This is a genomic window from Pseudomonas syringae group sp. 247E2, from assembly GCF_032587795.1.
GTDB lineage: Bacteria > Pseudomonadota > Gammaproteobacteria > Pseudomonadales > Pseudomonadaceae > Aquipseudomonas > Aquipseudomonas amygdali.
The window spans coordinates 115,545-141,029 of record NZ_JAWHPK010000001.1 but is presented as its reverse complement, the minus strand read 5'-3'; the positions used below and the strand labels follow the sequence as shown (position 1 = coordinate 141,029).

General features: G+C 59.1%; 24 protein-coding genes. 16 read left to right on the top strand and 8 right to left on the bottom strand.

Annotation, left to right across the window (positions count from 1 at the left end; genetic code table 11):
- Nucleotides 1-16 precede the first annotated feature (16 nt).
- The 16 genes from RYC18_RS00765 to RYC18_RS00690 all read left to right on the top strand — a co-directional run bounded on the left by RYC18_RS00765 (nt 17) and on the right by RYC18_RS00690 (nt 17,808).
- Complete coding sequence (locus tag RYC18_RS00765) at nt 17-901, top strand: type II secretion system F family protein (RefSeq protein ID WP_002555364.1); 885 nt, start codon at nt 17-19, stop codon at nt 899-901.
- Nucleotides 902-1,786: a type II secretion system F family protein gene (locus RYC18_RS00760; protein WP_316882041.1), complete on the top strand. Its 885-nt coding sequence runs from the start codon at nt 902-904 to the stop codon at nt 1,784-1,786. It abuts the gene before it with no gap.
- Nucleotides 1,787-1,822: 36 nt separating this feature from the next.
- Nucleotides 1,823-2,524 carry a hypothetical protein gene (locus RYC18_RS00755; RefSeq protein ID WP_316882040.1) on the top strand — a complete coding sequence of 234 codons (702 nt, stop codon included), beginning with the start codon at nt 1,823-1,825 and terminating at the stop codon, nt 2,522-2,524.
- Complete coding sequence (locus RYC18_RS00750) at nt 2,521-2,793, top strand: DUF3613 domain-containing protein (protein ID WP_316882039.1); 273 nt, start codon at nt 2,521-2,523, stop codon at nt 2,791-2,793. The genes RYC18_RS00755 and RYC18_RS00750 overlap by 4 nt, the downstream gene beginning before the upstream one ends.
- 111 nt (nt 2,794-2,904) lie before the next feature.
- Nucleotides 2,905-4,695 carry a protein-disulfide reductase DsbD gene (locus RYC18_RS00745; protein WP_316882038.1) on the top strand — a complete coding sequence of 597 codons (1,791 nt, stop codon included), beginning with the start codon at nt 2,905-2,907 and terminating at the stop codon, nt 4,693-4,695.
- A 129-nt stretch (nt 4,696-4,824) separates the two neighbouring features.
- Nucleotides 4,825-5,277 (top strand): type II 3-dehydroquinate dehydratase, encoded by a 453-nt coding sequence (gene aroQ, locus RYC18_RS00740; protein WP_002555369.1) that lies wholly within the window; start codon nt 4,825-4,827, stop codon nt 5,275-5,277.
- Nucleotides 5,278-5,353: 76 nt separating this feature from the next.
- Nucleotides 5,354-5,809 carry an acetyl-CoA carboxylase biotin carboxyl carrier protein gene (gene accB / locus RYC18_RS00735; protein ID WP_002555370.1) on the top strand — a complete coding sequence of 152 codons (456 nt, stop codon included), beginning with the start codon at nt 5,354-5,356 and terminating at the stop codon, nt 5,807-5,809.
- Between the two features lie 17 nt (nt 5,810-5,826).
- On the top strand, nt 5,827-7,170 hold the full coding sequence (gene accC, locus RYC18_RS00730) for an acetyl-CoA carboxylase biotin carboxylase subunit (RefSeq protein WP_002555371.1): 1,344 nt from the start codon (nt 5,827-5,829) through the stop codon (nt 7,168-7,170).
- Between the two features lie 129 nt (nt 7,171-7,299).
- Entirely contained in the window at nt 7,300-8,178 is an 879-nt protein-coding gene (gene prmA / locus RYC18_RS00725) for a 50S ribosomal protein L11 methyltransferase (RefSeq protein WP_005746710.1), read from the top strand.
- Between the two features lie 24 nt (nt 8,179-8,202).
- Entirely contained in the window at nt 8,203-9,513 is a 1,311-nt protein-coding gene (locus tag RYC18_RS00720; protein ID WP_316882037.1) for a DUF3426 domain-containing protein, read from the top strand.
- A gap of 317 nt (nt 9,514-9,830) precedes the next feature.
- Entirely contained in the window at nt 9,831-10,844 is a 1,014-nt protein-coding gene (gene dusB, locus RYC18_RS00715) for a tRNA dihydrouridine synthase DusB (protein ID WP_002555374.1), read from the top strand.
- A complete protein-coding gene (gene fis, locus RYC18_RS00710) occupies nt 10,841-11,161 on the top strand; it encodes a DNA-binding transcriptional regulator Fis (protein ID WP_002555375.1) in 321 nt (106 codons plus the stop codon). Before dusB ends, fis begins: the two co-directional genes overlap by 4 nt.
- A gap of 80 nt (nt 11,162-11,241) precedes the next feature.
- A complete protein-coding gene (gene purH / locus RYC18_RS00705) occupies nt 11,242-12,846 on the top strand; it encodes a bifunctional phosphoribosylaminoimidazolecarboxamide formyltransferase/IMP cyclohydrolase (RefSeq protein ID WP_005732154.1) in 1,605 nt (534 codons plus the stop codon).
- A gap of 117 nt (nt 12,847-12,963) precedes the next feature.
- A complete protein-coding gene (gene purD, locus RYC18_RS00700; RefSeq protein WP_057404495.1) occupies nt 12,964-14,259 on the top strand; it encodes a phosphoribosylamine--glycine ligase in 1,296 nt (431 codons plus the stop codon).
- A gap of 90 nt (nt 14,260-14,349) precedes the next feature.
- Nucleotides 14,350-17,139, top strand: a complete 2,790-nt coding sequence (retS, locus tag RYC18_RS00695) for a hybrid sensor histidine kinase/response regulator RetS (RefSeq protein ID WP_316882036.1) — start codon at nt 14,350-14,352, stop codon at nt 17,137-17,139.
- A gap of 72 nt (nt 17,140-17,211) precedes the next feature.
- Nucleotides 17,212-17,808: a MarC family protein gene (locus RYC18_RS00690; RefSeq protein ID WP_004655739.1), complete on the top strand. Its 597-nt coding sequence runs from the start codon at nt 17,212-17,214 to the stop codon at nt 17,806-17,808.
- A 6-nt stretch (nt 17,809-17,814) separates the two neighbouring features.
- On the opposite strand, the gene RYC18_RS00685 is transcribed toward RYC18_RS00690, so the two are convergent.
- The 8 genes from RYC18_RS00685 to cobG form a co-directional block, all read right to left on the bottom strand.
- The gene (locus RYC18_RS00685) at nt 17,815-18,450 is read right to left on the bottom strand and encodes a hypothetical protein (RefSeq protein ID WP_316882035.1); all 636 of its coding nucleotides are present in this window, start codon (nt 18,448-18,450) and stop codon (nt 17,815-17,817) included.
- Nucleotides 18,451-18,485: 35 nt separating this feature from the next.
- Complete coding sequence (locus tag RYC18_RS00680) at nt 18,486-19,121, bottom strand: hypothetical protein (RefSeq protein WP_316882034.1); 636 nt, start codon at nt 19,119-19,121, stop codon at nt 18,486-18,488.
- On the bottom strand, nt 19,114-19,812 hold the full coding sequence (locus RYC18_RS00675; RefSeq protein WP_316882033.1) for a hypothetical protein: 699 nt from the start codon (nt 19,810-19,812) through the stop codon (nt 19,114-19,116). The genes RYC18_RS00680 and RYC18_RS00675 overlap by 8 nt, the downstream gene beginning before the upstream one ends.
- 60 nt (nt 19,813-19,872) lie before the next feature.
- Nucleotides 19,873-20,697, bottom strand: coding sequence for a hypothetical protein (locus RYC18_RS00670; protein WP_316882032.1), 825 nt, complete (start codon nt 20,695-20,697; stop codon nt 19,873-19,875).
- A 349-nt stretch (nt 20,698-21,046) separates the two neighbouring features.
- The gene (gene cobJ / locus RYC18_RS00665; protein ID WP_316882031.1) at nt 21,047-22,747 is read right to left on the bottom strand and encodes a precorrin-3B C(17)-methyltransferase; all 1,701 of its coding nucleotides are present in this window, start codon (nt 22,745-22,747) and stop codon (nt 21,047-21,049) included.
- The gene (locus RYC18_RS00660; protein WP_016982359.1) at nt 22,747-23,481 is read right to left on the bottom strand and encodes a precorrin-2 C(20)-methyltransferase; all 735 of its coding nucleotides are present in this window, start codon (nt 23,479-23,481) and stop codon (nt 22,747-22,749) included. Before RYC18_RS00660 ends, cobJ begins: the two co-directional genes overlap by 1 nt.
- Nucleotides 23,478-24,104: a precorrin-8X methylmutase gene (locus RYC18_RS00655; protein ID WP_316882030.1), complete on the bottom strand. Its 627-nt coding sequence runs from the start codon at nt 24,102-24,104 to the stop codon at nt 23,478-23,480. The genes RYC18_RS00660 and RYC18_RS00655 overlap by 4 nt, the downstream gene beginning before the upstream one ends.
- A complete protein-coding gene (gene cobG, locus RYC18_RS00650) occupies nt 24,101-25,441 on the bottom strand; it encodes a precorrin-3B synthase (protein ID WP_316882029.1) in 1,341 nt (446 codons plus the stop codon). The genes RYC18_RS00655 and cobG overlap by 4 nt, the downstream gene beginning before the upstream one ends.
- Nucleotides 25,442-25,485 lie beyond the last annotated feature (44 nt).

Below are 25,485 nucleotides of genomic sequence, written 5' to 3'. Positions count from 1 at the left end.
TCAGGGAGGCGGCGCAATGAATGCATCACTGGTACTCGGCCTGATCTCCTTGCTGCTGCTGACTGCATCCATTCGCATGTTCTACCTCGCGCTCAATCAGGGCGCCAGTGAACGGGTCAGGCAGCGTCTGACCGCCGGACAGGTTCAGCCTGTGGTTGAAAAGGCTGGATGGACCTACCTGGATCGGGCCTTTTTGCGTGCAGGGTTGGGTCGACCGACCGAGCGCATGGGCTTGGCTTTGTCGCTCTATGCCTTGTTGATTCTGATCGGCTACGGACTGGGCGGCGGCATCGGCGCGGTCAGCGCGCTGCTGGCGGTGCCGCTGACCCTGCGCCTGTTTGTGTCGTGGCGCTATGAGGTGCGTGTGCGCCGCATGATCCAGCAATTGCCGCAACTGCTCGACCATACCGTACGCAGCCTCAAATCGGGCAGAACCCTCGCCGACGCGGTGCTGCACGGCATCGAAGCAACGGATCAGCCACTCAAGGACGGCATGAGCCGTATCGAGCGGAACGTGCAACTGGGCGTCAGCCTGCCGGATGCCGCGAGGGATTTCGCCGAGCTGTATGAACGCGACGAGTTTCATCTGTTTGCCCTTGGCTTGCGGGTCAATCATCGATATGGCGGCAATGCCAGCGAGCTGATGGAAAACCTGATCAAGCTGATTCGTGACCGGGAACAGGCCGGTCGCCAATTGCGCGCAATGACCGGTGAAACCCGCATGACAGCGCTAGTGCTGGCGCTGCTGCCGGTCGGCATGGCCGGCTACTTTCTGACCGTGAACCCCAGCTATCTGTTGCATATGTGGAACGATGACAGCGGGAAGATCATGTTGAGCATGGCCTTCGTTCTGCAGGCAACAGGGTGCGTGGTGCTGTGGCGCATGTTGAGGAGCATTTAGATGGAATTGTTACTCGCTGCCGTGATGCTCGCCGCTGCCGCATTTCTGCTGCTGTCCGGCATGGCTCGGCAACGCCGTAACGAACGCTTGGTGGCAAGACGATTGAGAGGCCAGGTGATTCGCGAAAGCCGCATCGGCAGCCTGTTGCGGTTGCTCGGCGATACCCGCATTGGCCAGCGCAGCATCAGCCTGGACTCGGAAACCCAGATGTTGCTCAATCGAATCGGCTGGCGGCGCGCCAGCAAACGCTCATTGTTTGCCGCATGCCAGGTCGGCGTTCCGGTCGGCCTGATGGTCGTGGTCATTGTGGCCCAACTGCTGCTTTTCAAAGGCGTCGAGCAGCCGCTCATAGCGCCGGTATTTGCCTTGGGAATCGGTTATCTGCTGCCCAAACGAATTCTCGCGGCCGTCGCTCAGCGCCGCCAGAAACAGGTGGTGGTGGAAATTTCTACGTTTATCCCGTTGCTGCGCATCCTGTTCGAGTCCGGCATGGCCGTCGAGCAGGCGCTACGCGTGCTGAGTCTTGAAGGTAAAGACTTGCTGCCGGTGCTCTCCGAGGAAATTCGTGTGGTGCTGGTGCGGGTCGACTCCGGCCTGGAACTGGGCGAAGAACTGCGAAAAACCGCGGCCTTGCTGGCCGTCGACGAATTGAGTGACACATGTGTGATCCTCAATCAGTTGATTCAGCAGGGCGGCGGCGCATTGAAGTCTCTGCTCACGCTCAAGCAACTGATTGACGACCGACGCCTGACCCGCCTGCAGGAATATATTTCCAAACTGTCGGCAAAGATGTCGGTGGTCATGATGGTGTTTCTGTTTCCAGCCCTGCTGATCGTGTTGGCGGGCCCTGGATTTATCGCCATAAGTCGCGCACTGGGCAGTTGAATCCAGTGTTACCCGTGCACAAAAGGACGCATTGCAATGAAACCAGTGATCGCACTACTCGGGCTGCTGTTGCTGAACGGATGTACCAGTGATGGCAGCGCGCTCTGGACACAAGCCACGGCTCAGTCCGGCCAATGCCCCAAACTGACATCGGATCAGGAGTTCTCCCTGAATCTGGCTCAGAACATGGCAGATGAGGGACGCTTGCATGCCAGCCTCGCTAATCTGGAAAGCCTGCCGGACAGCCTGGGCGAGGTTCGCCTGCGCAAGGCACGGGTATTGCGGCTGTTGGGCAGCAACGAAGCCGAGCCGCTGTATCGCAGCCTGCTGGGCACCTGTCGGGCAGCCGAGGGTGAGCATGGGTTGGGACAACTGGCTGCGGCGCGTGGCGACAATGCGCTGGCTCAGCAACATCTGCTCATGGCCAGCAAACTGCAACCGACTGACGAAAAAATCCGCAACGACCTTGGCGTTGTCTATCTCAATCAGTTGAAACTGGAACAGGCGCGCTTCCAGTTCCTCACCGCCATGGAGCTCAAACAGTCCGATCCGCTGGCAGCAATCAATCTGGCCACCTTGCTGATCTACCAGAACAAATGGACGCAAGCAGCCGAACTGGCCTCTCGAGCCGGACTGACGCCCGAGCAGATCACCGAGGCCCAGTCGCGAGCCGAAAAAATCGGAAAAACCCGCGCCACACCACTCGCGTCCGCCAGTACAACAGGAGCACAACCATGAAAGGCGCACTCGTCGGCAGCATTGTCATCCTGTTCATCGTCAGCAGCGCCTGGGCTGCGAGCGACGAGCAATCACCTTACGCGCAGAAACAGACTGAAACCTGGCTGCAACTGCAAGCCAGCGGCAAGGCTGCATCGCCGACGCCACAAATCAATACCGCCGCCGAGCGTGACCTGAGCCTGCAACGCTGGCTGGAAACCTATAAGTACAAAATCCCCGAGTACTACGAACAGGAGGCTGGCGGCAAGTTTTCAGCGGGTAGCAAGTAGCCTCGCGGGGTGGTTCTGTCACCTGAATGACACTGCACCTTACAAACCTCCTGTCAGCAGGCCGCGAAACACTCCGCTATCATGCGCGGACTTTCGAGATTCGAGACTGCCATGCGCCGTTTGTTATGCCTGATGTTATTGATCCTGGCCCTGCCCGCCTTCGGTGCCGGTCTGCTGGACAGCCGCCCGTCGTCAACCCTGGGCGGTGGCTCGCTGGATAACAGCAAGGACTTCCTGCCCGTGCGGCAGGCTTTTCAGTTGAGCCTGATCGAAACCACGCCAGAATCGATCAAGCTAAGGCTGGTCGCCACCGATGGCTATTATCTGTATCGCCATCGTTTCCAGTTTCGCACCGAGCCTGCTGATATCGGCCTAGGCGAAGCACAACTGCCCAAGGGCGAACAGAAACACGACGAATACTTTGGCGATGTCGAGGTCTATCACGGCATTCTCGACATCGACCTGCCACGCAAACCCGGTGAACAACGCCCCTTCACGCTCGCTGTCACCTATCAGGGCTGCGCCGACAAGGGCCTGTGCTACCCGCCTGAAACCGAGCGTTTGAACATTGGCGATGTGGCCGCCAGCCCTGCCGTCTCGGCATCCGCCACTACAGCAGCCACCTCAGCCGCCTGGAGCTGGAAAGAACTGGCGCTGTTTTTCCTCGCAGGCGTAGGTCTGACCTTTACCCCCTGTGTACTGCCGATGCTGCCGATTCTGTCCGGCGTGGTGCTGCGCGGCAAGGTTGGTGGCCTGCGCGGCCTGAGCCTGTCACTGGCTTACGTACTGCCGATGGCGGCCTGTTTTGCCTTGCTCGGCGCATTGATGGGTATGTTTGGCGCGAGCTTGAATCTGCAGGCTCGCCTGCAATCGGCCTGGGTTCTGGTGCCGTTTTCAGCGTTTTTCGTGATCTTTGCCATCGCCATGTTTGGCGCTTTCGAACTGCGTCTGCCGCAGTCGATCAGTTCTCGTCTGGACCGTATCGCCGGCAAGACCGAAGGCGGATCATTATGGGGCGCAGCCGTGCTGGGCGTGGTTTCCAGCCTGCTGGTCTCCCCCTGTGTTTCCGCCCCTCTGGCCGGTGCGCTGCTGTATATCAGCGCCAGCGGCGACGCTGTTGGTGGCGGGTTGAAACTGTTTGCGCTGGGCCTGGGCATGGGCACGCCATTGCTGTTGATAGCCACCGGTGGTGCTGCATGGCTGCCGAAAAGCGGGCCTTGGCTGGTCACGGTGAAAAATGCAATCGGTGTACTGCTGCTGGCGCTGGCCATCGGTTTGCTGAGCCGCGTTTTGCCGGGCCAGGTCACCTTGTTGCTGGTCGGCCTGCTCTCTGCGGGTGTTGCGCTGTTTCTCGGCGCACTGGAGCTCACTGAAAAGACCACTCGGCAAAAGCTCGCTCAACTGCTAGGTCTGGCGCTGTTGGTTTATGCGCTGGCCAGTTGGTATGGCGCGCTGTCCGGACAAACCGACCCGCTGCGTCCGCTGGGCCGCGAATACGCCACGGCAAACAACCCAACAGTCACATCAAGCTCGAACCAATGGCAAACCATCACCACCTCAGCCGAACTGGACCGCGTGATGCAGGAAGCGCAAAACGCAGGCAAACCGCTGTTGCTCGACTGGTACGCTGACTGGTGCATCAGTTGCAAGGTCATCGAGCACGAAGTTCTGCCCGATCCTGGGGTCGTTGCCGGATTATCGGGTTATAGCCTGGTTCGCTTTGACATTACAGACAGCAATGCGGAGCAACGCGCCCTGCTCGACCGCTACAAGCTGTTCGGTCCTCCCGCGCTGCTGTTTTTCGCTAAAAACGGCGAAGAGCTGCAAAATGTGCGAGTGGTCGGCGAAATCGACGCCGCAGGCCTGATTGAACGCTTGAACAGGGCAAATGACCAAAACTAAACGGTGAGTCACAAACTTTGCGCGAATATCGCTCATCGTGCTGGCTACTGTTGTTAACTGGACAGTCCATTGCCCTTCCGGCATAGTCGCCGGGCGTAAACCGCTCGCAGACAATAAAAGGAACACGCAATGGCGACTATCCTGGTCCTTCACGGGCCCAACCTGAACCTGCTGGGCACTCGGGAACCCGGGGTCTACGGCACCATCACCCTGCCCCAGATCAATCAGGACCTGGAGCAACGCGCGCGCGATGCCGGTCACCACCTGATGTATCTGCAAAGCAATGCCGAGTATGAACTGATCGACCGTATTCACGCCGCGCGCGGTGAGGGTGTGGACTTTATTTTGATCAATCCGGCTGCTTTTACGCACACAAGCGTTGCAATACGTGACGCGCTGATGGGAGTGAGCATCCCATTCATCGAAGTGCATTTATCAAACGTGCACAAACGCGAACCTTTCCGCCATCACTCCTACTTTTCAGATGTCGCTGTAGGAGTGATCTGCGGCCTGGGAGCCAGCGGATACCGCCTGGCCCTGGAAGCCGCCCTGGAACAACTGGCCGCCAGTGCCAAGCCATGACGAGTCCAGCCTGACGCTGACCACATCGCTTGAAACGGCCGACAAATTGCCCTTACAGAACCTTGGGAGTTGATTAATGGATATTCGCAAAGTCAAGAAGCTGATCGAATTGCTGGAAGAGTCCGGCATCGACGAGCTGGAAATTCGTGAAGGCGAAGAATCCGTACGGATCAGCCGTCACAGCAAGACTCCAGCGCAGCCTTACTACGCGCCAGCCCCGGTTGCTGCGCCTGTTGCAGCACCGGCGCCTGCAGCCGCTCCGGCCGCAGCAGAAGCACCATCGGCTCCGAAACTGAACGGCTTTGTGGTCAAGTCGCCAATGGTCGGTACGTTCTACCGCACCCCGGCACCTACTTCGCCTGCATTCGTCGAAGTGGGTCAGACCGTCAAGAAAGGCGACACCATCTGCATCGTTGAAGCGATGAAAATGATGAACCACATCCAGGCAGAAGCCAGCGGCGTGATCGAATCCATCCTGGTAGAAAACGGTCAGCCGGTTGAGTTTGACCAGCCGCTGTTCACAATCGTTTGACCCGGGGAGAGCCTGCGATGTTGGAAAAAGTTCTAATCGCCAACCGCGGCGAAATTGCCTTGCGCATCTTGCGTGCCTGTAAAGAACTGGGCATCAAGACCGTCGCTGTACACTCCACGGCAGATCGCGAGTTGATGCACCTGGGCCTGGCAGACGAAACCGTCTGCATTGGTCCGGCACCAGCCAATCTGTCCTACCTGAACATTCCGGCGATCATCTCGGCTGCCGAAGTGACCGGTGCCACGGCGATCCACCCTGGCTACGGCTTCCTCGCTGAAAACGCCGATTTCGCCGAACAGGTCGAAAAATCGGGTTTTGCCTTCATCGGCCCGAAAGCAGACACCATCCGCCTGATGGGCGACAAGGTTTCTGCCAAGGACGCCATGAAGCTGGCCAACGTGCCAACCGTTCCGGGCTCCGACGGCCCGCTGCCGGAAGACGAAGCAACCGCTCTGCGCATTGGTCGTGAAGTGGGTTACCCGGTGATCATCAAAGCCGCCGGTGGCGGTGGTGGTCGCGGCATGCGTGTGGTTCATCGCGAAGAAGACCTGATAGAAGCTGCCTCCCAGACCCGCGCAGAAGCTGCGGCCTGGTTCAGCAACCCGATGGTCTACCTGGAAAAATACCTGACCAACCCGCGTCACGTGGAAGTCCAGGTTATTTCCGACGGCCAGGGCCAGGCGATTCATCTGGGCGACCGCGACTGCTCGCTGCAGCGCCGTCACCAGAAGGTTCTGGAAGAAGCACCGGCACCGTTCATCGACGAACAGGCGCGTGCGGATGTTCTGGCTGCCTGCGTCAAGGCGTGTATCGATATCGGCTATCGCGGCGCGGGTACTTTCGAGTTCCTGTACGAGAACGGTCGTTTCTACTTCATCGAAATGAACACCCGTGTTCAGGTGGAGCACCCGGTATCCGAAATGGTCACCGGTATCGACATCGTCAAGGAGATGCTCAGCATCGCCGCCGGCAACAAACTGTCGTACACCCAGGATGACGTGGTCATCAAAGGGCATGCGCTGGAATGCCGGATCAACGCCGAAGACCCGAAAACCTTCGTTCCAAGCCCAGGTCTGGTCAAGCACTTCCATGCACCGGGCGGCAACGGTGTACGGGTCGATTCGCACCTGTACAGCGGCTACAAGGTTCCGTCCAACTACGACTCGCTGATCGGCAAAGTGATCACCTGGGGCGCGACCCGCGAAGAAGCCATGGCACGCATGCGCAATGCCCTGGACGAAATCGTGGTCGACGGGATCAAGACCAATATCCCGCTGCACCGTGATCTGACCCGTGATGAAGGCTTTTGCGAAGGCGGAGTCAACATCCACTACCTGGAGCACAAACTGGCCAATCAATAAGCCAGTGTGTTTCAGAACGACAAAGCCGCAGCGATGCGGCTTTGTTGTTTGCAGCGCATAGCAGTAAACTTGCCCGCTTCCTGCGGCCGTGCAAGCCGCACTTAATTTCCGAATCGAAGGTAATCCGCCATGCCTTGGCTGCAAGTCCGTCTCGCCATCAGCCCAGAACAAGCCGAAACCTACGAAGACGCCCTTCTTGAAGTCGGCGCCGTGTCCGTGACATTCATGGACGCCGAAGACCAGCCGATTTTCGAGCCTGAACTCAACACCACGCCGCTATGGACACACACCCATTTGCTGGCGCTGTTCGAAGCCGACACCAATGCCGAAATGGCCTTGGCACACCTGAGCCTGCTGACCGGCGAAGAACTGCCCGAGCACAGCGCCGAAGTCATCGAAGATCAGGACTGGGAGCGCAGCTGGATGGATAACTTCCAGCCAATGTGTTTCGGCAAGCGCCTGTGGATCGTGCCAAGCTGGCATGCTGCACCGCAACCGGATGCCGTGAACCTGCTGCTTGATCCTGGCCTGGCATTCGGCACCGGCACCCATCCGACCACCGCACTGTGCCTTGAATGGCTGGACGGCCAGGACCTCAAAGGCTGCAACGTGCTGGATTTCGGCTGCGGCTCGGGCATTCTGGCCATCGCCGCTCTGCTGCTGGGTGCCGAACAGGCCGTGGGCACTGACATCGACGTGCAGGCACTGGAAGCCTCTCGTGACAATGCCGGACGCAATAACATCGCTGCCGAGCGCTTCCCGCTGTACCTGCCCGAGGACCTGCCGCACCAGCAAGCCGATGTGCTGGTCGCCAACATTCTGGCTGGCCCGCTGGTTTCCCTGGCACCGCAACTGGCATCGCTGGTCAGGACCGGCGGTCGCCTGGCGCTGTCAGGCATCCTGGCCGAACAGGGTGAGGAAGTCGCTGCGGCCTATGCTGACAGCTTTGATCTGGACCCGATCGCAAACCGAGATGGCTGGGTACGCATCACGGGACGCCGCCGTTAACCGCCGCTTCAACCGGACAGCCGCATGACCGACAGTTTTGTCACCCAGTGCCCGCACTGCCAGACCAGTTTCAGAGTCAGCCACGCTCAACTGAGCGTGGCCCGCGGCGTGGTGCGATGTGGCGCCTGCCTGCAGGTTTTCAACGCAGCCCGGCAGTTGCTGGAGCAGCGCGCCATAGTCGACTCCGAAAAGGAGGCCCTGAGCGCCACGCCGGTGGTCATAGCGCCGCCCCAACCAGAGCCTGCGTCGACGCCTGAGCCCGAATTGAAGCCTGAACCGGAAAAGGCCCATGAAGACGATGACCCCTGGCAGGTCAGCGAGCTGGATCTGGACAATCTGAACCTGGACGAAGAACTGGCTCGCCTCGAACAGCGCGAGACCCGACGACCCGACACCTTCGCCCGCCCGGCCAGCGACAACGGCACTGACGATGAGAACCTGACGGCGAAGCGTGACAATCGCCAGACCGACGAGGCTGCCTGGGTCGGCACGCTGCACAACGACGATGTCGAACGTCTGCCCGAGCTGCACGCCGAGGTCATCCCCGACCCGGATTCGCCCGAAGACCCGGAGGCTTTGCCCGACGACAAAAGGACCGAGCCCTCGCTGTCACTGGACAAGCACCTGGACGATGACGAACCCGTCGTGCTTGTTACCACACCGCGCAAGGCCCTGCCTGCGGAAAAAGTGCAACGCTGGTCAGCCGTGGATGACGACGAAGATCATGACGACGACGAACCAGGACCTGAACCACGTGGCAGACGCAGCCGTAACGAACCTGCAGTGCGCGAGCAGGCACTGCTTGACCTGACTGACGACCCTTTGCAACTGGACTGGCAGCCGCCCAAACCGCGCTGGGGCCGCCGCTTTGCGTGGGGCCTGTTGATCGTACTGGCTTTGGCGGGTCTGGCAGGTCAATACGTCTGGTACCATTTCGATCAACTGGCGCGCCAGGATCAGTATCGCCCGTGGTTCCAGCAGATTTGCCCGCAAATTGGCTGCAAGGTGCCGACCAAGGTGGACATATCCCAGCTCAAGAGCAGCAACCTGGTGGTACGCAGCCATCCTGAGTTTCAGGGGGCTCTGGTGGTAGACGCGATCATCTACAACCGTGCCTCGTTTTCCCAGCCGTTCCCGCTGCTGGAGCTGCGTTTTTCCGATACCGGCGGTCAGTTGATTGCCAGTCGTCGGTTCAAGCCCGGTGAATACCTGAGCGGCGAAATGGCCGGCAAGGAAGAGATGCCACCGCAAACGCCGATCCATATCGCGCTGGATATCCTTGATCCAGGCGCCAAGGCCGTGAATTACAGCCTGAACTTCCGTTCGCCGGAATGACAGGCCTACTGCCATAACGTCGGCTTTACTTGATCCAATACAGGCTCGTTAGGCCAGGGAACGCTGCATGATCGCAGAATTTACAGTGCCAGATGCCGTGTAATCGTTCTCTGCAAGCGCCACAACCAGCTGTTCAGATTTTATCCAATTCAGCCTTTATCCAGTCATCGAGAGCGGGTATCATGCCAACCCTTTTTCAAACTCTCGGTTCGATCTGACGGTGGCGCAAGCGGCTGGCGGGACGGGCCGTTGCAGACCGGGTGAAACGGTTTTTTACACGGCCTGCGGATGATTTGGCCTCCACAACAGGTAAGGCTATGTCGGCAGTACGCATCGGCCCATATACAGTGCAAAACGGCTTGGTCCTCGCCCCGATGGCGGGCGTCACCGACCAGCCTTTCCGCCAGCTGTGCCGACAACTCGGTGCCGGCCTGGTGGTTTCGGAGATGGTCACCAGTGACATGAGCCTGTGGAACAGCCGCAAATCGCGTCTGCGCATGATCCACGAAGGTGATCCCGAGCCGCGCTCGGTACAGATCGCCGGCGGTGATCCGCAGATGCTGGCAGACGCAGCACGTGCCAATGTCGAACTGGGTGCCCAGATCATCGACATCAACATGGGTTGCCCGGCCAAGAAGGTCTGTAACAAGGCAGCAGGTTCGGCGCTGTTGAAAGACGAGCAACTGGTGAACGACATCCTGCAAGCCGTCGTGGCTGCGGTCGATGTGCCGGTTACGCTGAAGATCCGCACCGGCTGGGATCGCGACAACCGGAACGGCCTGACAGTGGCGAAAATCGCCGAGCAGGCCGGTATTCAGGCACTGGCGGTACACGGGCGAACCCGTGCCGACCTTTACACCGGCGAAGCCGAGTACGACACCATTGCCATGATCAAACAGGCAGTGTCGATACCGGTGTTTGCCAACGGCGACATCGATTCACCCGAAAAAGCCCGGCGCGTGCTACAGGCCACCGGCGCAGACGGGTTACTGATTGGCAGGGCCGCCCAAGGGCGTCCCTGGATTTTTCGCGAGATAGAACACTTCCTGCGTACCGGAGAAAAACTCCCGGCCCCGCAGTCGAGTGAAGTGGAACGTATTCTGCTTGAGCATCTGGCAGCGCTCCACGTTTTCTATGGAGATGTGATGGGCGTGCGTATTGCACGCAAACACGTCAGTTGGTATCTCGCAACCCTGCCGGGCGCCAGAGAGTTTCGCGCCCACTTCAATCGTTTGGAAGATACGGAAGCACAGTGCGCCAACGTCCGGGAGTTCTTCAGCCAAGGCTGCAAGGGCCCGGATAACGAGAATGATAAAGAGGTGGCCGCATGACGATGATGACCGAGACTTTAGTGAGTGGAACAACACCCGTGAGCGACAACGTCAATTTGAAACAGCACCTCAACACGCCGAGCGAAGAGGGTCAGACCCTGCGCGGAAGTGTCGAGAAGGCGCTGCACAATTATTTCGCCCACCTCGAAGGCGCATCCGTCACTGACGTCTACAACCTGGTGTTGTCGGAAGTCGAGGCTCCGCTTCTGGAAAGCGTGATGAACTACGTCAAGGGCAACCAGACGAAGGCTTCCGAGCTGCTGGGACTGAACCGCGGCACGCTGCGCAAGAAACTCAAACAGTACGATCTGCTTTAAAGCATTCAAAACAGAAAAGGCGACCTTGCACCGCGGTCGCTTTTTTTTGCTGACTTCTTTTGCTTTTGATGGAAATCGAGATGACCGACCAGACTACCCGCCTGCCTATCCGTCGCGCCCTGATCAGCGTATCCGACAAGACAGGAATCCTTGAGTTTGCCCGCGAGCTTGAAGCGCTGGGCGTCGAGATTCTTTCCACTGGCGGTACGTTCAAACTGCTCAAGGACAACGGTGTCGCGGCAGTCGAAGTGGCTGACTATACCGGCTTCGCTGAAATGATGGATGGCCGGGTCAAGACTCTGCACCCCATGATCCACGGCGGCATTCTGGGTCGTCGCGGCATCGACGACGCCATCATGACCGAGCACGGCATCAAGCCGATCGATCTGGTTGCAGTCAACCTGTATCCGTTTGAAGCCACTGTATCCAAGCCGGGCTGCGACCTGCCGACCGCCATCGAAAACATCGATATCGGCGGCCCGACCATGGTCCGTTCCGCTGCGAAGAACCATAAAGATGTCGCAATCGTGGTCAACGCCAGTGACTACGGTCAGGTATTGGAAAGCCTCAAGGCTGGCGGCCTGACCTACGCACAGCGCTTCGACCTGATGCTCAAGGCGTTCGAGCACACCGCCGCCTACGACGGCATGATCGCCAACTACCTGGGCGGCGTCGATCAGACTGCCGAAACCCTGAGCACCGAAGGCCGCAGTCAGTTCCCGCGCACCTTCAACACCCAGTTCGTCAAGGCCCAGGAAATGCGCTACGGCGAGAACCCGCACCAGAGCGCGGCGTTTTACGTTGAAGCCAAACCTGCCGAGGTCGGCATTGCCACGGCCACCCAGTTGCAAGGCAAGGAACTGTCGTTCAACAACGTCGCCGATACCGACGCCGCGCTGGAATGCGTCAAGAGCTTCGTCAAACCGGCCTGCGTGATCGTCAAACACGCCAATCCGTGCGGTGTCGCGGTCTGCCCGGATGATGAAGGCGGCATTCGTCAGGCGTACGAGCTGGCCTATGCCACCGACTCCGAATCGGCATTTGGCGGCATCATCGCCTTCAACCGCGAGCTGGACGCAGCAACGGCCAAGGCCATCGTCGAGCGCCAGTTCGTCGAAGTGATCATCGCGCCAAGCGTCAGCGCCGAAGCGCGTGCCATCGTGGCCAGCAAAGCCAATGTGCGCCTGCTGACCAGCGGCCAGTGGAGCGAGCGTCTGCCTGCCTGGGACTACAAACGCGTCAATGGCGGCTTGCTGGTACAGAGCCGCGATATCGGCATGATCACTCAGGCAGACCTCAAGGTCGTTACCCAGCGTGCCCCTACCGAACACGAAATGCACGACCTGATCTTTGCCTGGAAAGTCGCCAAGTACGTCAAGTCCAACGCCATCGTCTACGCCCGCAACCGCCAGACCGTCGGCGTCGGCGCAGGCCAGATGAGCCGCGTGAACTCGGCACGCATCGCCGCTATCAAGGCCGAGCATGCAGGGCTGCAGGTACAGGGCGCGGTCATGGCCTCCGATGCGTTCTTCCCGTTCCGTGACGGTATCGACAACGCGGCCAAGGTCGGCATCACTGCCGTCATCCAGCCCGGCGGCTCGATGCGTGACAACGAAGTGATTGCAGCAGCAGACGAAGCCGGCATCGCGATGGTCTTCACCGGCATGCGTCACTTCCGGCACTAATCAGAAAAACGGCCGCACTGGCGCAGGCGTCTGCTGCGCCAGTGCGGTCTCGTACGGCGGTTGGGTCGCCTCAGGCACACCGCGTACTCCAGAATCAGCGTCATCGAGGTTTTTGAAATGAATGTTTTGATCATTGGCAGCGGCGGTCGTGAACACGCCCTGGCATGGAAAGTCGCTCAGGACCCACGTGTGCAGAAGGTGTTCGTCGCACCCGGCAACGCGGGCACGGCCATCGAAGCCAAATGCGAGAACGTGGCTATCGACGTTCTGGCACTGGAGCAACTGGCGGATTTCGCTGAAAAGAACGTTTCACTGACCATCGTCGGTCCTGAAGTGCCGCTGGTTGCAGGCGTTGTCGACCTGTTCCGCAGCCGTGGTCTGGACTGCTTCGGTCCGACCGCCGGCGCTGCGCAGCTTGAGGGTTCCAAGGCATTTACCAAGGACTTCCTGGCGCGCCACAAGATCCCTACTGCCGACTATCAGAACTTCACCGAGATCGAGCCTGCCCTGGCCTATCTGCGTGAAAAAGGCGCTCCGATAGTCATCAAGGCCGACGGTCTTGCAGCAGGCAAGGGCGTGATCGTCGCCATGACCCTGGCAGAAGCCGAAGATGCCGTGCGTGACATGCTCGCTGGCAACGCCTTTGGCGAAGCCGGTTCCCGCGTCGTTATCGAAGAGTTTCTCGATGGCGAAGAAGCCAGCTTCATTGTCATGGTCGACGGCAAGAATGTGCTTCCCATGGCCACCAGCCAGGATCACAAGCGCGTCGGCGACGGCGACACCGGCCCGAACACCGGTGGCATGGGGGCCTACTCCCCTGCCCCGGTGGTCACCGCCGAAGTTCATCAACGTGTCATGGATCTGGTTATCTGGCCGACCGTCAGGGGGATGGCTGATGAAGGCAATGTTTACACCGGATTCCTCTATGCTGGTCTGATGATCGACAAAGCTGGCAACCCGAAGGTCATCGAATTCAATTGCCGCTTCGGCGACCCGGAAACCCAGCCGGTCATGCTGCGCCTGCAATCAAGTCTGGTACTGCTGGTTGAAGCAGCGCTGGCGCAGGCGCTGGACAAGATCGAAGCACAGTGGGACCCCCGTCCAAGCCTGGGGATCGTCCTGGCCGCTGGTGGCTACCCCGGCGATTACGCCAAAGGCGCAGTTATCGAAGGCCTGGAAGCTGCTGCACAGTTGGAAGGCAAGATATTCCACGCAGGCACTGCCTTGCAGGATGATCGTGTCGTGACCAGCGGCGGTCGTGTACTGTGTGCTACGGCACTGGGTGACAGTGTTGGCAATGCGCAGCAAAATGCCTATGTGTTGGCTGCCAAGGTTGATTGGCAAGGATGTTTCTATCGCAAGGACATTGGCTACCGTGCCATTGCCCGTGAGCGTGGCGAAGCGCTGGAATAATCGATCAGGCCTGCCTCTTCAATCAGAGGCAGGCCGATTGACCCGGCATTCGCGGTTTTACCAGGCATTCACTCACGAAGGGATTTCATTGTGCGCTGGCTCAGGATTGCCATAGCATCAATCGCTGGACTGCTGACCCTGCTGTTCATGCTTTCGGCACAGGCCGAGCATGGCGCAGGTTGGTCGACGCTGCTCGACGAAAAGGCCCACCTGACGCTGGATGAAATTCGTTCGGCGCGCTATCAGAATCAATTCAGTCCTACCGAGCTGGAACGAGTCACTGCAGCGGAACGTGACAGTGCGGTATGGCTGCATTACCGCCTGCTGCCTACCCAGCACGAGCAGCTTCTGCGCATCTTCGCTCCCGACCTCGCCAGCGCGGACATGTATGTCATGGATGGCGATCAACAGATTGATCACCTGCGCACCGGCAACGAGGTGCCCAAGGAAGATCAGCGTCTGCCTTCGAACGATTTCCTGCTGCCGATCCCCCAGAGTTCGAACACGCTGGATATCTACCTGAAGCTGGTCTCCACCCAGAAAATGCGCCCCAGCATTACCTTGGAGCCGGCCATCAAAAGCGCCGCCGACGAGACCGAGCCGTTCCTGTTCGGGCTGCTTTTCGGTGCGCTGTCGATGCTCATCGTGCAGAACCTGACGCGCTACGGGCATACACGTTCGCGTAGCAATCTATGGCTCGCCGCCTGTGAAGCACTGCTCGGGCTCAGTGCCCTGTTGCTGCTTAACCTGCTGCGCCCGATTGACCCGTGGAATATCGCACAGACCCCCAGTGCGCACATTGCGCTGTTGCTGGCGGCTGTCGCAGGCCTGATCTACACCTACTGCTTCTTCGTCCATCGCAACGCCCGCAAACTGGATCGTCTATTGCTGGGCAACGCCGTGCTCATGGGCATCGGTACTGTGCTGGTACTGCTGGACGACAGACTGCCGATCAATATTCTGACTTTCGGCCTGGTCTCGTTGACGACGTTGAGCATTCTGGCGGTGTCGATGTGGCACTGGCAGAAAGGCTATCGTTCGGCGCGCCTGTTTGTCCTCGGGATGATCATTTTCAACATTGGTTACATGGTGGTTCTGCCGGGCCTGCTGTGGCTGAGTCTGGTGCCGCCACAGTGGCTGATACTCGCGCTGCTCAGCGTGTTCTGCATCAGCGGTCTGTCGATGAGCCTGGCCCTTAGCGAACGCCATCGCAGCATCACCGAAGACCGCTTCAGCCTCAGCCGTGATCAGGCTGCGAGTACCGCCGAAATCAACGCCAAAGCCGAATTTCTGGCCAAGATCAGTCACGAGATTCGCACCCCCATGAATGGCGTGCTGGGCATGACCGAACTGCTGCTCGGTACGCCGCTGTCAGTCAAGCAGCGCGACTATGTGCAGACTATTCACAGTGCCGGTAACGAACTGCTGACGCTGATCAACGAGATTCTGGACATCACCAAGCTCGAGTCAGGGCAGATAGAACTGGACGATGTGCAGTTCGACATCGGCGCGCTGGTCGAGGACTGCCTGAACATCTTCCGCGCCAAGGCCGAGCAGCAGCAGGTCGAGCTGATCAGCCAGATCCAGCCCCAGGTGCCACGGGTTATCAATGGTGACCCGACTCGCCTGCGCCAGACGCTGTTGAGCCTTCTGGAAAATGCCCTGAAGAAGACTGACGAAGGTGAAATTCTTCTGGCCGTCGCCCTTGAGTCTTCGAAAAACGGAAAGACGCGTTTGCGTATTTCGGTGCAGGACAGCGGTGAATCGCTTTCCGACGAAGAACGTGAAGAGTTGCTGCACGCCGAACTGCACAGCCGAAATTTCCTGGCCAGCAGCAGGCTCGGTGGTCACCTGGGGCTGGTCATCGCCCGCCAGTTGATCATCCTGATGGACGGTGAATTCGGTATTCAGAACAGCGGCACCCAGGGCAACACGTTATGGCTGAACCTGCCGCTGGACGCAAAGCTGCTGGAGCAGCCGACCATCGATCTGGACAGCCCGCTGAAAGATGCCAGAGTGCTGGTGGTTGACGACAACGATACCTGCCGCAAGGTGCTGGTCCAGCAATGCAGCGCCTGGGGCCTGAATGTCAGTGCAGTGGCGTCCGGCAAGGAGGCACTGGCCTTGCTACGGACCAAGGCGCATCTGCGCGACTATTTCGATGTGGTCCTGCTCGACCAGAACATGCCCGGCATGACCGGCATGCAACTGGCCGCCAAGATCAAGGAAGACCCAAGTCTGAATCATGACATTCTGTTGATCATGCTTACCGGTATCAGCAATGCCCCAAGCAAGATCATTGCTCGCAACTCCGGTATCAAGCGCATTCTGGCCAAACCGGTGGCGGGCTACACGCTCAAGACGACGCTGGCAGATGAACTGACCCAGTTGAACAAGGGCGTTGCTGCACAAAAGCCTGGCCCGGTCATCAATACGCCGGTCAGCGTACCGGGCGACTTCCGGATTCTGGTAGCTGAAGACAACAGCATTTCGACCAAAGTGATCCGCGGCATGCTCGGCAAGCTCAACCTGAATCCCGATACGGCGAGCAACGGCGAAGAAGCGCTGCGTGCCATGAAGGCGCAGCGTTATGACCTGGTACTGATGGACTGTGAAATGCCGATACTCGACGGTTTCTCGGCAACCGAGCAATTGCGTGCCTGGGAGGTCGGCAATCAGCGGGTGCGCACACCGGTCGTTGCACTGACTGCGCATATTCTCACTGAGCACAAGGATCGTGCACGCCAGGCAGGTATGGACGGTCACATGGCCAAACCTATCGAGCTGTCGCAACTGCGCGAACTGGTCGAACACTGGGTAGCACACCGCGACAAGGCTCGCGGACTGCCTTCGGACAGTGAGCAGTATCGAAGAAACTGACAGCAACGGGAAAGGCACACAGTGGCCTGATAGACTGGCGCTGCCATCCACCTGCTGCTGTGAGTCGAAGCCATGCTTCACGTGTTGTTCAGCGTCTATCTGAAAATGCTGGTGCTTTACAGCCCGTTTTTCGTTCTTTCCTGCTTCATCAGCCTGACCCGCGGTCACTCGCGCAAGGAACAGCGGCGTCTGGCCTGGAAGGTGGCGCTGGCGACACTGATTTCCAGCATCTTGCTGTATCTGTTCGGTAGAGTGATTTTCGATGTATTCGGAATCACGGTCGATGCCTTCAGGATTGGGGCTGGCAGCGTGCTGTTCATATCCGCGCTGGGTATGGCCCAAGGCAAGTCGGCCGTCCAGACCGATAATATCCAGCAGGATGTGACCATTGTTCCGCTGACCATTCCCCTTACCGTCGGCCCCGGCACCATCGGTGCGCTACTGGTCATGGGCGTCAGTCAGCCTCATTGGGATGACAAACTCACTGCCATCCTGAGTATTGCACTGGCCAGCCTCACGGTTGGCGTGGTGCTTTACCTCTCCAACCGTATCGAACGTATCCTGGGCGATCAGGGTTTGCAGATTGTCAGCCGCCTGATGGGGTTGTTCGTCTGTGCGTTGGCGGCACAAATCATCTTTACCGGTATAAGGGGCTATCTGCTGCCCTGATACAACTCAGATACGTGCAGCCCGCACCAGCCCTTGCGCCCTGCCGTCCAGATACCGCGTTACATCATTACGATGTGCGGCGTAAATCTTGCGGTCAAAGGTGTAACTGCCGCCCTTGAAGTGAAACAGCAGCCGTCGGCTACCTGCCGCGTGCTCGTCCACGCTCAGATGCAGACTGCACAGCAACAGAAGTACCCGATCAGGTTCATACTTCTCGCAGGGCACTACCTGGAAGCTGCCCAGACGGCCTTGTTCAAAGCCGTTTTTAAAGTAAGACTCTGCCGCCTGATTCACTCCCAATGCTGCGACAGCGCGCTGCACCATGCCGCCAAGGCGCTTGCGGTCCGCTGGACTGCTGACCTTGAAGGTCGCCTGTAACAAATCATCGACATTGCTTACGACCAGTGAGTCGCCCAGAACCACGCCTTTTTGCTGTATGCCATGTGTCTTGAGCCGGCTGCGGTAGTAATGCATCCAACTGCTCCACTGCGTCTTGAAATCAAACTGCTTACCTGCGAACAACTGCGCATCCAGAAGTACATCCTGAATGTCCGTGCGCTCCTCACTTGTAAGCCCCGGAAGAAACGTCACCATACTGGGGATATCGCCCAGATACGCCGCATTGTCTTTGCCTGCTTTCATTTGAGTAACTCCCTTCCATGGGCACTTGAACGTCGTTATAAATTGATGATTTCAGCGGCAGCACGATCAGCCAGCATGTCCTGAACAGTCTGGCGAAAAGGTTCGAAGCTCTTGCGACTGAACCGAAACGCAGTACCAACAGCATGTACTTGCATTTCTCCGCCAAGAATCTGCCAGAAATAAAGCGCTGGCCTCGACGCAACGGTGGTCATCTGCAGGCTGCACAACAGGATCATCACCTCGTCTTCGCTGTGCATTGCACAAGGCATGAGTTGAAAGCTTTCAGAACGTCCAGACGTAAACCAGCTGCTGAAAAATGTCTTCGCATGATCACTGCTCAGCAGCCTGTCGAGTGAGCTGCGATAGAGCCGGCGAAGCTCGACGGAGTTATTGACCATTGGAAGCTGCAATTTGCCAATGTCCCTGAAACTGTGAATGCTCAAGCGCACGTCGTTAATCACCGCGCTGCGCCGTCCACCCGTTGCAAGAATGGCTTGCTGGTAAGCGTCCAGCCATGAACGCCAGGCCATGCGCGGGGAATGCTGGTCATCGGCGACAAGTTTCGCGTGATGCAGACAGTCCTGTACGTCCTGACGCAAACCGGGCTCGACGTTACGGGCGAACGACAGGAGATTGGCCCCTGCCAGCAGGGTCTCATCCAGATCAGACATAAGGCGTTTCCCCAAGCGACATGATCATACCGGGACGCCTGCTCGACAACGCCGTGTCGATGTCATCGCGAAACTGCGAATAGACCTGTTCAATCAATTGCATTTTATAAACGGTCACAGCGATGTTGCCGTAGACACTTTGCGCTTCGAGTACTTCGAAAAGAAAACCGGATGGCAACGGCTGACGTGTGGCGAACTGAAGCTGCGCCAGCGTCAGGTTGTGCTGATCGTCGAAGAACCCCAGTTGCAGGACCACGCCGACCTGCAATTTTCCCGCATGATTCAAACCGCTCTGTACCGTCTGACTACGCAGCAACTGAAGCGCCGGGTTGCGAGCCGATTGCTTGCACACTTTACGCATCAATGTTTCTGCGTCCTGCAGGGTCTGCGCTGACACTGAGGGTACAAGGGCACGCTCGAGGCAACTCCATACGGTTCGGACAGCATCTACCGGCAAAGGCTCGCTGACGTGTTCGCTGGCATTCAGCACCCAGCCGAAACGCAGAGCCGCAGCAAGGCGGGTTTCATTCCATTTTTCGAACTCGGCGAACCTGGGGTGCTGCTTCGATGCTGCCAACTGCACATACAGCATCGAGTCCAGCACATCGTTTTTCGGGGCGACCTGCTGCGACGTGGGGAAAAACAGCAAACAGCCGGCGTTGACGACTGCGGCATCCAATTCCTGCTTCATGGGAGAAATTCCTTTTTATCCCGAAAGCGGAGGCAACCCGTGCCTCCGCAAATAACCCGATCAGATTTCAAACTCTTCGATCGCGCTCTTGGCGTTGTCGCTCAGCTTTTGCTGGATCAGGTCGCGATGGCGCGAATACAGGCTCGTGTTGAGCACCAGGTTGTCCTCGCCTTTCCAGGTTTCAACGTTTGTGTCCTGCCATTCCCAGAACAGGACATTGGTGACATCACTGTCGGTATGGAAGCTGACCGCGCCCATGGACAGAGTCACGGTCTTGTCATCGGACTCGATGCACGAGGCAACACGGAAACTGCCTCCGCGGTGGGTTTTTGTCTGGCCTTCAAACAGGCGCAGAGGCTCTTTTTTAGCTTTCAGTGCAGCGATGGCATCCGCAGCGACCTTGAGCATCAGCAGCGATGCAGGCCCAGGCAAAGCGGCAGCCGCAACAGCCGAGCCAAGGATCTCAAGGCCGACTTCGTCCATGGTGAAACGCTGCTGGGTAGCACGATAGCGGGCATAGTTCCAATGGGTGGAAAGCCAGCCAACCTTCGAGAGTACTTCGTTGAATTTGTCGTACCACTGATCACCCTGGGTTTCAGGGCTGAACGCCTTGTTGGCCACAAGGGTGGCAAACAGAAAGGAGTCCATGACGTCTTGCTTGCTCTGCCGCGAAACGCCCTCGGCAAATGCCAGCAGACTGCTTGCAACCACAGCACCCTTGGCAGCTTCATCGCCTGGGTCAAAGTCAGTCTCGTCACTGGCCAGAAGCAATTCAGGCTTTATGGCTGCTGCGTGGGCGATAGACGAACCAGGGCATTCAGCCAGCTCACAAGCGGCAATGTAATCAAGGTTGTCGGTCATGCTCATCGTATTGTCCTGTTTCATTTCATTTAGTCCTTTAATTCGTGAGTCCTTGTGGACAGATACGAGACTAATCAAATAATTCAGGCCGTTTTTCCGGCACTTTCGAGCGGTCTATTGATGGCTTTTTCAACTGCCGCGGCAACACTCGATGGCGCGCGCAAAACTCAAGCTGTGCTCAGCCCTCGGTAAACAGCGGGCGAAAGAAAAATCCGTGGCAGGACAGAGAAAAAAGCCACAAGCCTGGCAACTTGAAGAACATCCGTTCGCGCAAGCAGCCAGGCCGAAAACTCGGCCTGAATGCCTGTTGATACGCAGAGGTTTCAGCACTTTCCCACAGTAAATTCGATACAGGTACGACAAGCCTATGGGCTCAGGCTGTAGGTTTCGCGCCATACCAGCGGGGCGTGTAGACCCAATTGCCGCCTTCGTTGCGAGGAAAGGTGCAGGTCAGGGAAGAGCCGATCAGCACCATGGTTCGCATGTCCACCTGCTCCGGCGTCAGTTCACCCAGCGTAATGACGCGCAGTGTCTGACCAGGACGACCGATGTCGCGCCCAAGCGTGACGGGCGTTTCAGGAGTGCGGTGCTGGCGAACTATCTCCAGCGCACGCCCCAGTTGCCAGGGTCGTGAACGGGAAATCGGGTTGTAGAAGGCCAGCGCAAGGTCTGCCTGACAGGCAAGGTCCAGACGCTTTTCGATGATCTCCCAAGGCTTGAGGTTATCGGACAGCGACAACACACAAAAATCATGCCCCAACGGCGCACCAGCCTGAGCGGCGGTTGCCAGAGAAGCCGAGACACCCGGGAGAATCTCCAGCTCGACAGAGTGCCAGTGCGGGTTACCGGACTCGTGCAGCGCTTCAAGCACTGCCGAGGCCATGGCGAACACGCCCGGATCACCGGACGACACCACAACCACCGAACGACCTTGCGCGGCCAGTTCGAAGGCATGCCGGGCACGCAGCATTTCTTCGCGATTGTCGGTGCAATGCAGTACCTGATCGGCACGAAACGGCCCGGCCATGCGCACGTAGGTTTCGTAACCCAGCACATCATTGGCGCGTGCCAGTTCAGCCTTGACCGCAGGCACCATAAGGTCCGCTGCGCCGGGGCCCAGGCCGATGACTGCAAGCCGGCCACGCCCACGGCCGATGTTCTGCACATCCAGCGGTTGAGTCGCGACGGCAATCGCCATGTCGTCGACGCTGAGTGGCGGCAACCGTTGCGGCACGCAGCGGGAGGCCATTTCGCTGGCCGACCCAGCCTTGTCGAAGCGCACCGGGACGCCCAGCTCGCTGGCTGCCTGATGCAACTGCGCGTTGGCCATCTGCTCTTCGCTGGTCAGCAGACAAGCCAGCGATTGCTCGGCAATGCTTGCGTCGTGCAACGCCGAGCGGACCCGCATAGCCAGTTCAGCGGTTATTTCGCTGACGGCGACCAGTACACTGCGCGGGTAGATCAGTAATTCATGGGGAGCGGGCTCACGTAGGGCGCAGCCGACATGAATCGTCAACTCAGCCTGCGGATCTTCGGGCAGTTGTGCTTGCTCCAGCCAGGGTGCCTCGCCTTCAATGCGCACCGGCTCGCCGGAGAGCAAGTCGGAAACAAAGCGCTTGCCCAGCTCCAGGTCGCCCAGTGCATAGCCGCTGGGCGGGTTGAGCAGGCAGGTGCCGAAGCGCAATTCGCCGCTGGTGGTGATTGCCGGTGCAACGCCAAGCCCGTTGGCAATGCTGCGCGCCATGACATTGACCCCGCCCAGGCCACCAAGCAGTGGCACCACTGCACTACCGTCCTCAGCTACGGCGAGTACCGGCGGCTCGACGCCCTTCTCCAATAGCAGCGGGGCCAGGGTGCGAATCACTATGCCAGCGGCACACAGGGCGATAATAGGGGTGTTTTGCTGATACAACTGACGCAGCGTGCTACCGAATTCGCTGTAGGTAATGTCAGCGTTCTGCACACGCTCGGCCAGGCCATGAATCTGCGCATCGGGAAACAGCTGCTGAATGCGCCGCGCAGTAGCCAGGCTGCCATTGCCGAGAATAACGATGGCTGGAATGTTGAGAGTCATCAGCCTTGCCACCTGTCACCCGGAACGATAATCAGCGAAAAATACGGCGAAGACATCGGGTCTACCTGGTCCAGCGGGACGATTTTCTGGTTGGCCATGGTTGCGCGCTCGACATACAGCGCACGCCCGGCCATGCCCAGTTCGGTCAGCACTTCACGGACCTTGTGGAAGTTGCGTCCCAGTTTCATGATCACTGCTGCATCGGCATCAGCCAGCTTGCGTTTCAGGTCCTCGTGGGACAGCACGCCGGACAGCACCGACAGGCTCTGGTTGCGATACACCAGCGGCGCGCCCAGTACCGAAGCGCCACCGAGCATCGAACACACACCCGGAATCACTTGCGCCTCGTAGCGCTCGGCCAGGCGGTCGTGCAGGTACATGTAGGAACCGTAGAAGAACGGGTCGCCTTCGCAGATCACCGCTACGTCACGCCCGGCATCCAGATGCGCCGCAATGTGCAGGCTGGACTCGTCGTAGAAGTCGCTGATGACTTTTTCGTAGGACAGCGGCGCTGGCAAGGCCTCGGTGGTGACCGGATAGACCAGTGGCATCAACGTTTGAACGTCCTGCAAGTGCGCTTCGATAATGCCGAATGCGTTGCCCTTTTTACCCTTGGCCACGAAGTACGCCACCACAGGCGACTCCCGCAGCAGGCGCAGCGCCTTGACGGTAATGAGCTCCGGGTCGCCGGGGCCGACGCCCAGGCCAATCAATCGACCGCGTGCCTGCATCATTCGATCTCCGTGGCCAGTGCATTGACAGCGGCCACGGCCATGGCGCTGCCGCCACGACGACCCTGCATGATCACAAATGGCACGCCACGGCTGTCTGCGGCAAGCATGGCCTTGGACTCGGCAGCGCCGACAAAGCCAACCGGAAAGCCGAGAATCAGCGCTGGTTTCGGCGCGCCTGCATCGAGCATCTCGAGCAGATAGAACAGCGCAGTCGGCGCATTGCCGATGACCACTACGCTGCCTTCCAGGTACGGACGCCACAGCTCCAGCGCCACAGCAGAGCGAGTATTGCCCAGTTCGAGCGCCATTTCCCGCACGCCTTCATCGTGCAATGTGCAGATAATCCGGTTGTTGGCGGGCAGCCGGGTACGGGTGATGCCTTCTGAGACCATGCGTGCGTCGCAGAGGATCGGTGCACCGGCGGCCAGGGCATTGCGCCCGGCTGTACCGGCACCCGGCGAGAAGCGCAGATCTTCGATGACTTCGACCATCCCGCAGGCGTGGATCACGCGCACGGCGAGTTTTTCCAGGTCGGCGGGGATCGTGTCCAGGCGCGCTTCGGCGCGAATGATCGAGAAGGAGTTGCGATATATCTCCTGACCATCGCGGATGTAATCAATCATGCAATGTTGCTCCGTGAGTCGGCGTTCAACTGCGCACCGACTGCTTCAATAGTAAGGTCACGCGCGCGCAGCACACCGAAACCGGCATGCGCTGCGTCGCGAAAATAAAGGTCGTAACGGCCGGGCGAAACGGCCAGCAAAGTTACCGGCGCTACGTGAGCAGCAGCGCAGGAACGCGTGCAACCGCTTAAATGAACGGCCTGACTGGCAACAAGGCCGGTAGCCAGTTGCAGCGCATCAGCCTTGGTATCGGCCAGCCCTTTTGCACAGCCGGCAGAACCGGTACACGCCACCATCTGCGCCAGTGGCTGTTCGGCCGAACAGATCAGACCCGCGGCCTGCAACGCCGTCATCACTGTTGCAGCGCGCTCGACCGGCACATTGGGCAACAGCAGGCTCTGCCAGGGCGTCAGGCGCAAAGTGCCGTCGCCCTGCTCTTCTGCCAGTTGCGCGACGATGGCGAGCGTGGCGGCATCAAGACGCCCCAGCGGAACCACCGCCCCCACCGCAACCCGCGCAGGCTCGGCCTGTGGATAAATACCGATATGCCGATTGCCCTGTATGGCCGGGCGCTGCCAGCCGGTGACGGCTTGATCCACCCGCAACGCGCAGTCCAGCCGGGTAGAAAGCTCGCGCAACACATCGTCGGTCGACACCTCGGCCAGCAGATGCCGCATCCGGGTATGCTCCGGGCGGGCCAGATCGAGGAACAATTCCAGCAACCCGACAACCAGCGTTTCTCCAGCCGCCAGCGGCACAGCGGCCACCGGTCGATCATTGGCCGGGCAACCGGCCAGCCCGAACGCCAGCAGCACTTCGCCGTCGAGGTTCAGCGCCGACAGCCACACATCATGCGCGTGTTCGAGCATCACCAGCGCTTCACCAGCATCCAGCAACAACGCAAATTTGGGTGACAGCTCATGGAAGCGCGGATGATTTTCCAGCGCATCGAGAACCTGCGCCGCCAACGGTCGGGCATCGAACAGCATGCGCGAATCCAGCCCCGCGGTCGGGCTGAGCATCAGGTTGCGCACATCGTCACTGGCAGGGTTGGCCGGGCCGAGTCCTGCCGCCATCAACGCCTTGATCAACCCATCGTGATCAGCGCCGATGCCGCGAATTTGCAGGTTGGCGCGGTTGGTGGCTTCGATAACGCCCTGTGCATAAGTCTGCGCAGCCTCTGCAACCGCCATTGCCTGCACACTGCTGATGACCCCGCCCGCCAGCTTGATCCGGCAGATCCCGCCGTCCAGTGCCGGGACGATACGCAGCAACCCCGGACAGGCCGAGGGGCGTAGCGTTGCAGAGGATGTGCGAGCGGACTGCGGCTCGTTCAATGGATCACCCGGTATGAACTGGACGTGGATTAGAGCACTTGTAC

Coding starts and splice junctions, on each gene's coding strand:
- dusB (WP_002555374.1), top strand. CDS start 9,831: ATGTCGGCAGTACGCATCGGCCCATATACAGTGCAAAACGGCTTGGTC.
- cobJ (WP_316882031.1), bottom strand. CDS start 22,747: ATGACTCTCAACATTCCAGCCATCGTTATTCTCGGCAATGGCAGCCTG.
- RYC18_RS00720 (WP_316882037.1), top strand. CDS start 8,203: ATGACCGACAGTTTTGTCACCCAGTGCCCGCACTGCCAGACCAGTTTC.
- RYC18_RS00675 (WP_316882033.1), bottom strand. CDS start 19,812: ATGAAGCAGGAATTGGATGCCGCAGTCGTCAACGCCGGCTGTTTGCTG.
- prmA (WP_005746710.1), top strand. CDS start 7,300: ATGCCTTGGCTGCAAGTCCGTCTCGCCATCAGCCCAGAACAAGCCGAA.
- RYC18_RS00655 (WP_316882030.1), bottom strand. CDS start 24,104: ATGATTGATTACATCCGCGATGGTCAGGAGATATATCGCAACTCCTTC.
- RYC18_RS00765 (WP_002555364.1), top strand. CDS start 17: ATGAATGCATCACTGGTACTCGGCCTGATCTCCTTGCTGCTGCTGACT.
- accC (WP_002555371.1), top strand. CDS start 5,827: ATGTTGGAAAAAGTTCTAATCGCCAACCGCGGCGAAATTGCCTTGCGC.
- RYC18_RS00750 (WP_316882039.1), top strand. CDS start 2,521: ATGAAAGGCGCACTCGTCGGCAGCATTGTCATCCTGTTCATCGTCAGC.
- purD (WP_057404495.1), top strand. CDS start 12,964: ATGAATGTTTTGATCATTGGCAGCGGCGGTCGTGAACACGCCCTGGCA.
- fis (WP_002555375.1), top strand. CDS start 10,841: ATGACGATGATGACCGAGACTTTAGTGAGTGGAACAACACCCGTGAGC.
- RYC18_RS00690 (WP_004655739.1), top strand. CDS start 17,212: ATGCTTCACGTGTTGTTCAGCGTCTATCTGAAAATGCTGGTGCTTTAC.
- RYC18_RS00745 (WP_316882038.1), top strand. CDS start 2,905: ATGCGCCGTTTGTTATGCCTGATGTTATTGATCCTGGCCCTGCCCGCC.
- RYC18_RS00755 (WP_316882040.1), top strand. CDS start 1,823: ATGAAACCAGTGATCGCACTACTCGGGCTGCTGTTGCTGAACGGATGT.
- RYC18_RS00670 (WP_316882032.1), bottom strand. CDS start 20,697: ATGAAACAGGACAATACGATGAGCATGACCGACAACCTTGATTACATT.
- purH (WP_005732154.1), top strand. CDS start 11,242: ATGACCGACCAGACTACCCGCCTGCCTATCCGTCGCGCCCTGATCAGC.
- RYC18_RS00760 (WP_316882041.1), top strand. CDS start 902: ATGGAATTGTTACTCGCTGCCGTGATGCTCGCCGCTGCCGCATTTCTG.
- RYC18_RS00685 (WP_316882035.1), bottom strand. CDS start 18,450: ATGAAAGCAGGCAAAGACAATGCGGCGTATCTGGGCGATATCCCCAGT.
- accB (WP_002555370.1), top strand. CDS start 5,354: ATGGATATTCGCAAAGTCAAGAAGCTGATCGAATTGCTGGAAGAGTCC.
- RYC18_RS00660 (WP_016982359.1), bottom strand. CDS start 23,481: ATGATGCAGGCACGCGGTCGATTGATTGGCCTGGGCGTCGGCCCCGGC.
- aroQ (WP_002555369.1), top strand. CDS start 4,825: ATGGCGACTATCCTGGTCCTTCACGGGCCCAACCTGAACCTGCTGGGC.
- RYC18_RS00680 (WP_316882034.1), bottom strand. CDS start 19,121: ATGTCTGATCTGGATGAGACCCTGCTGGCAGGGGCCAATCTCCTGTCG.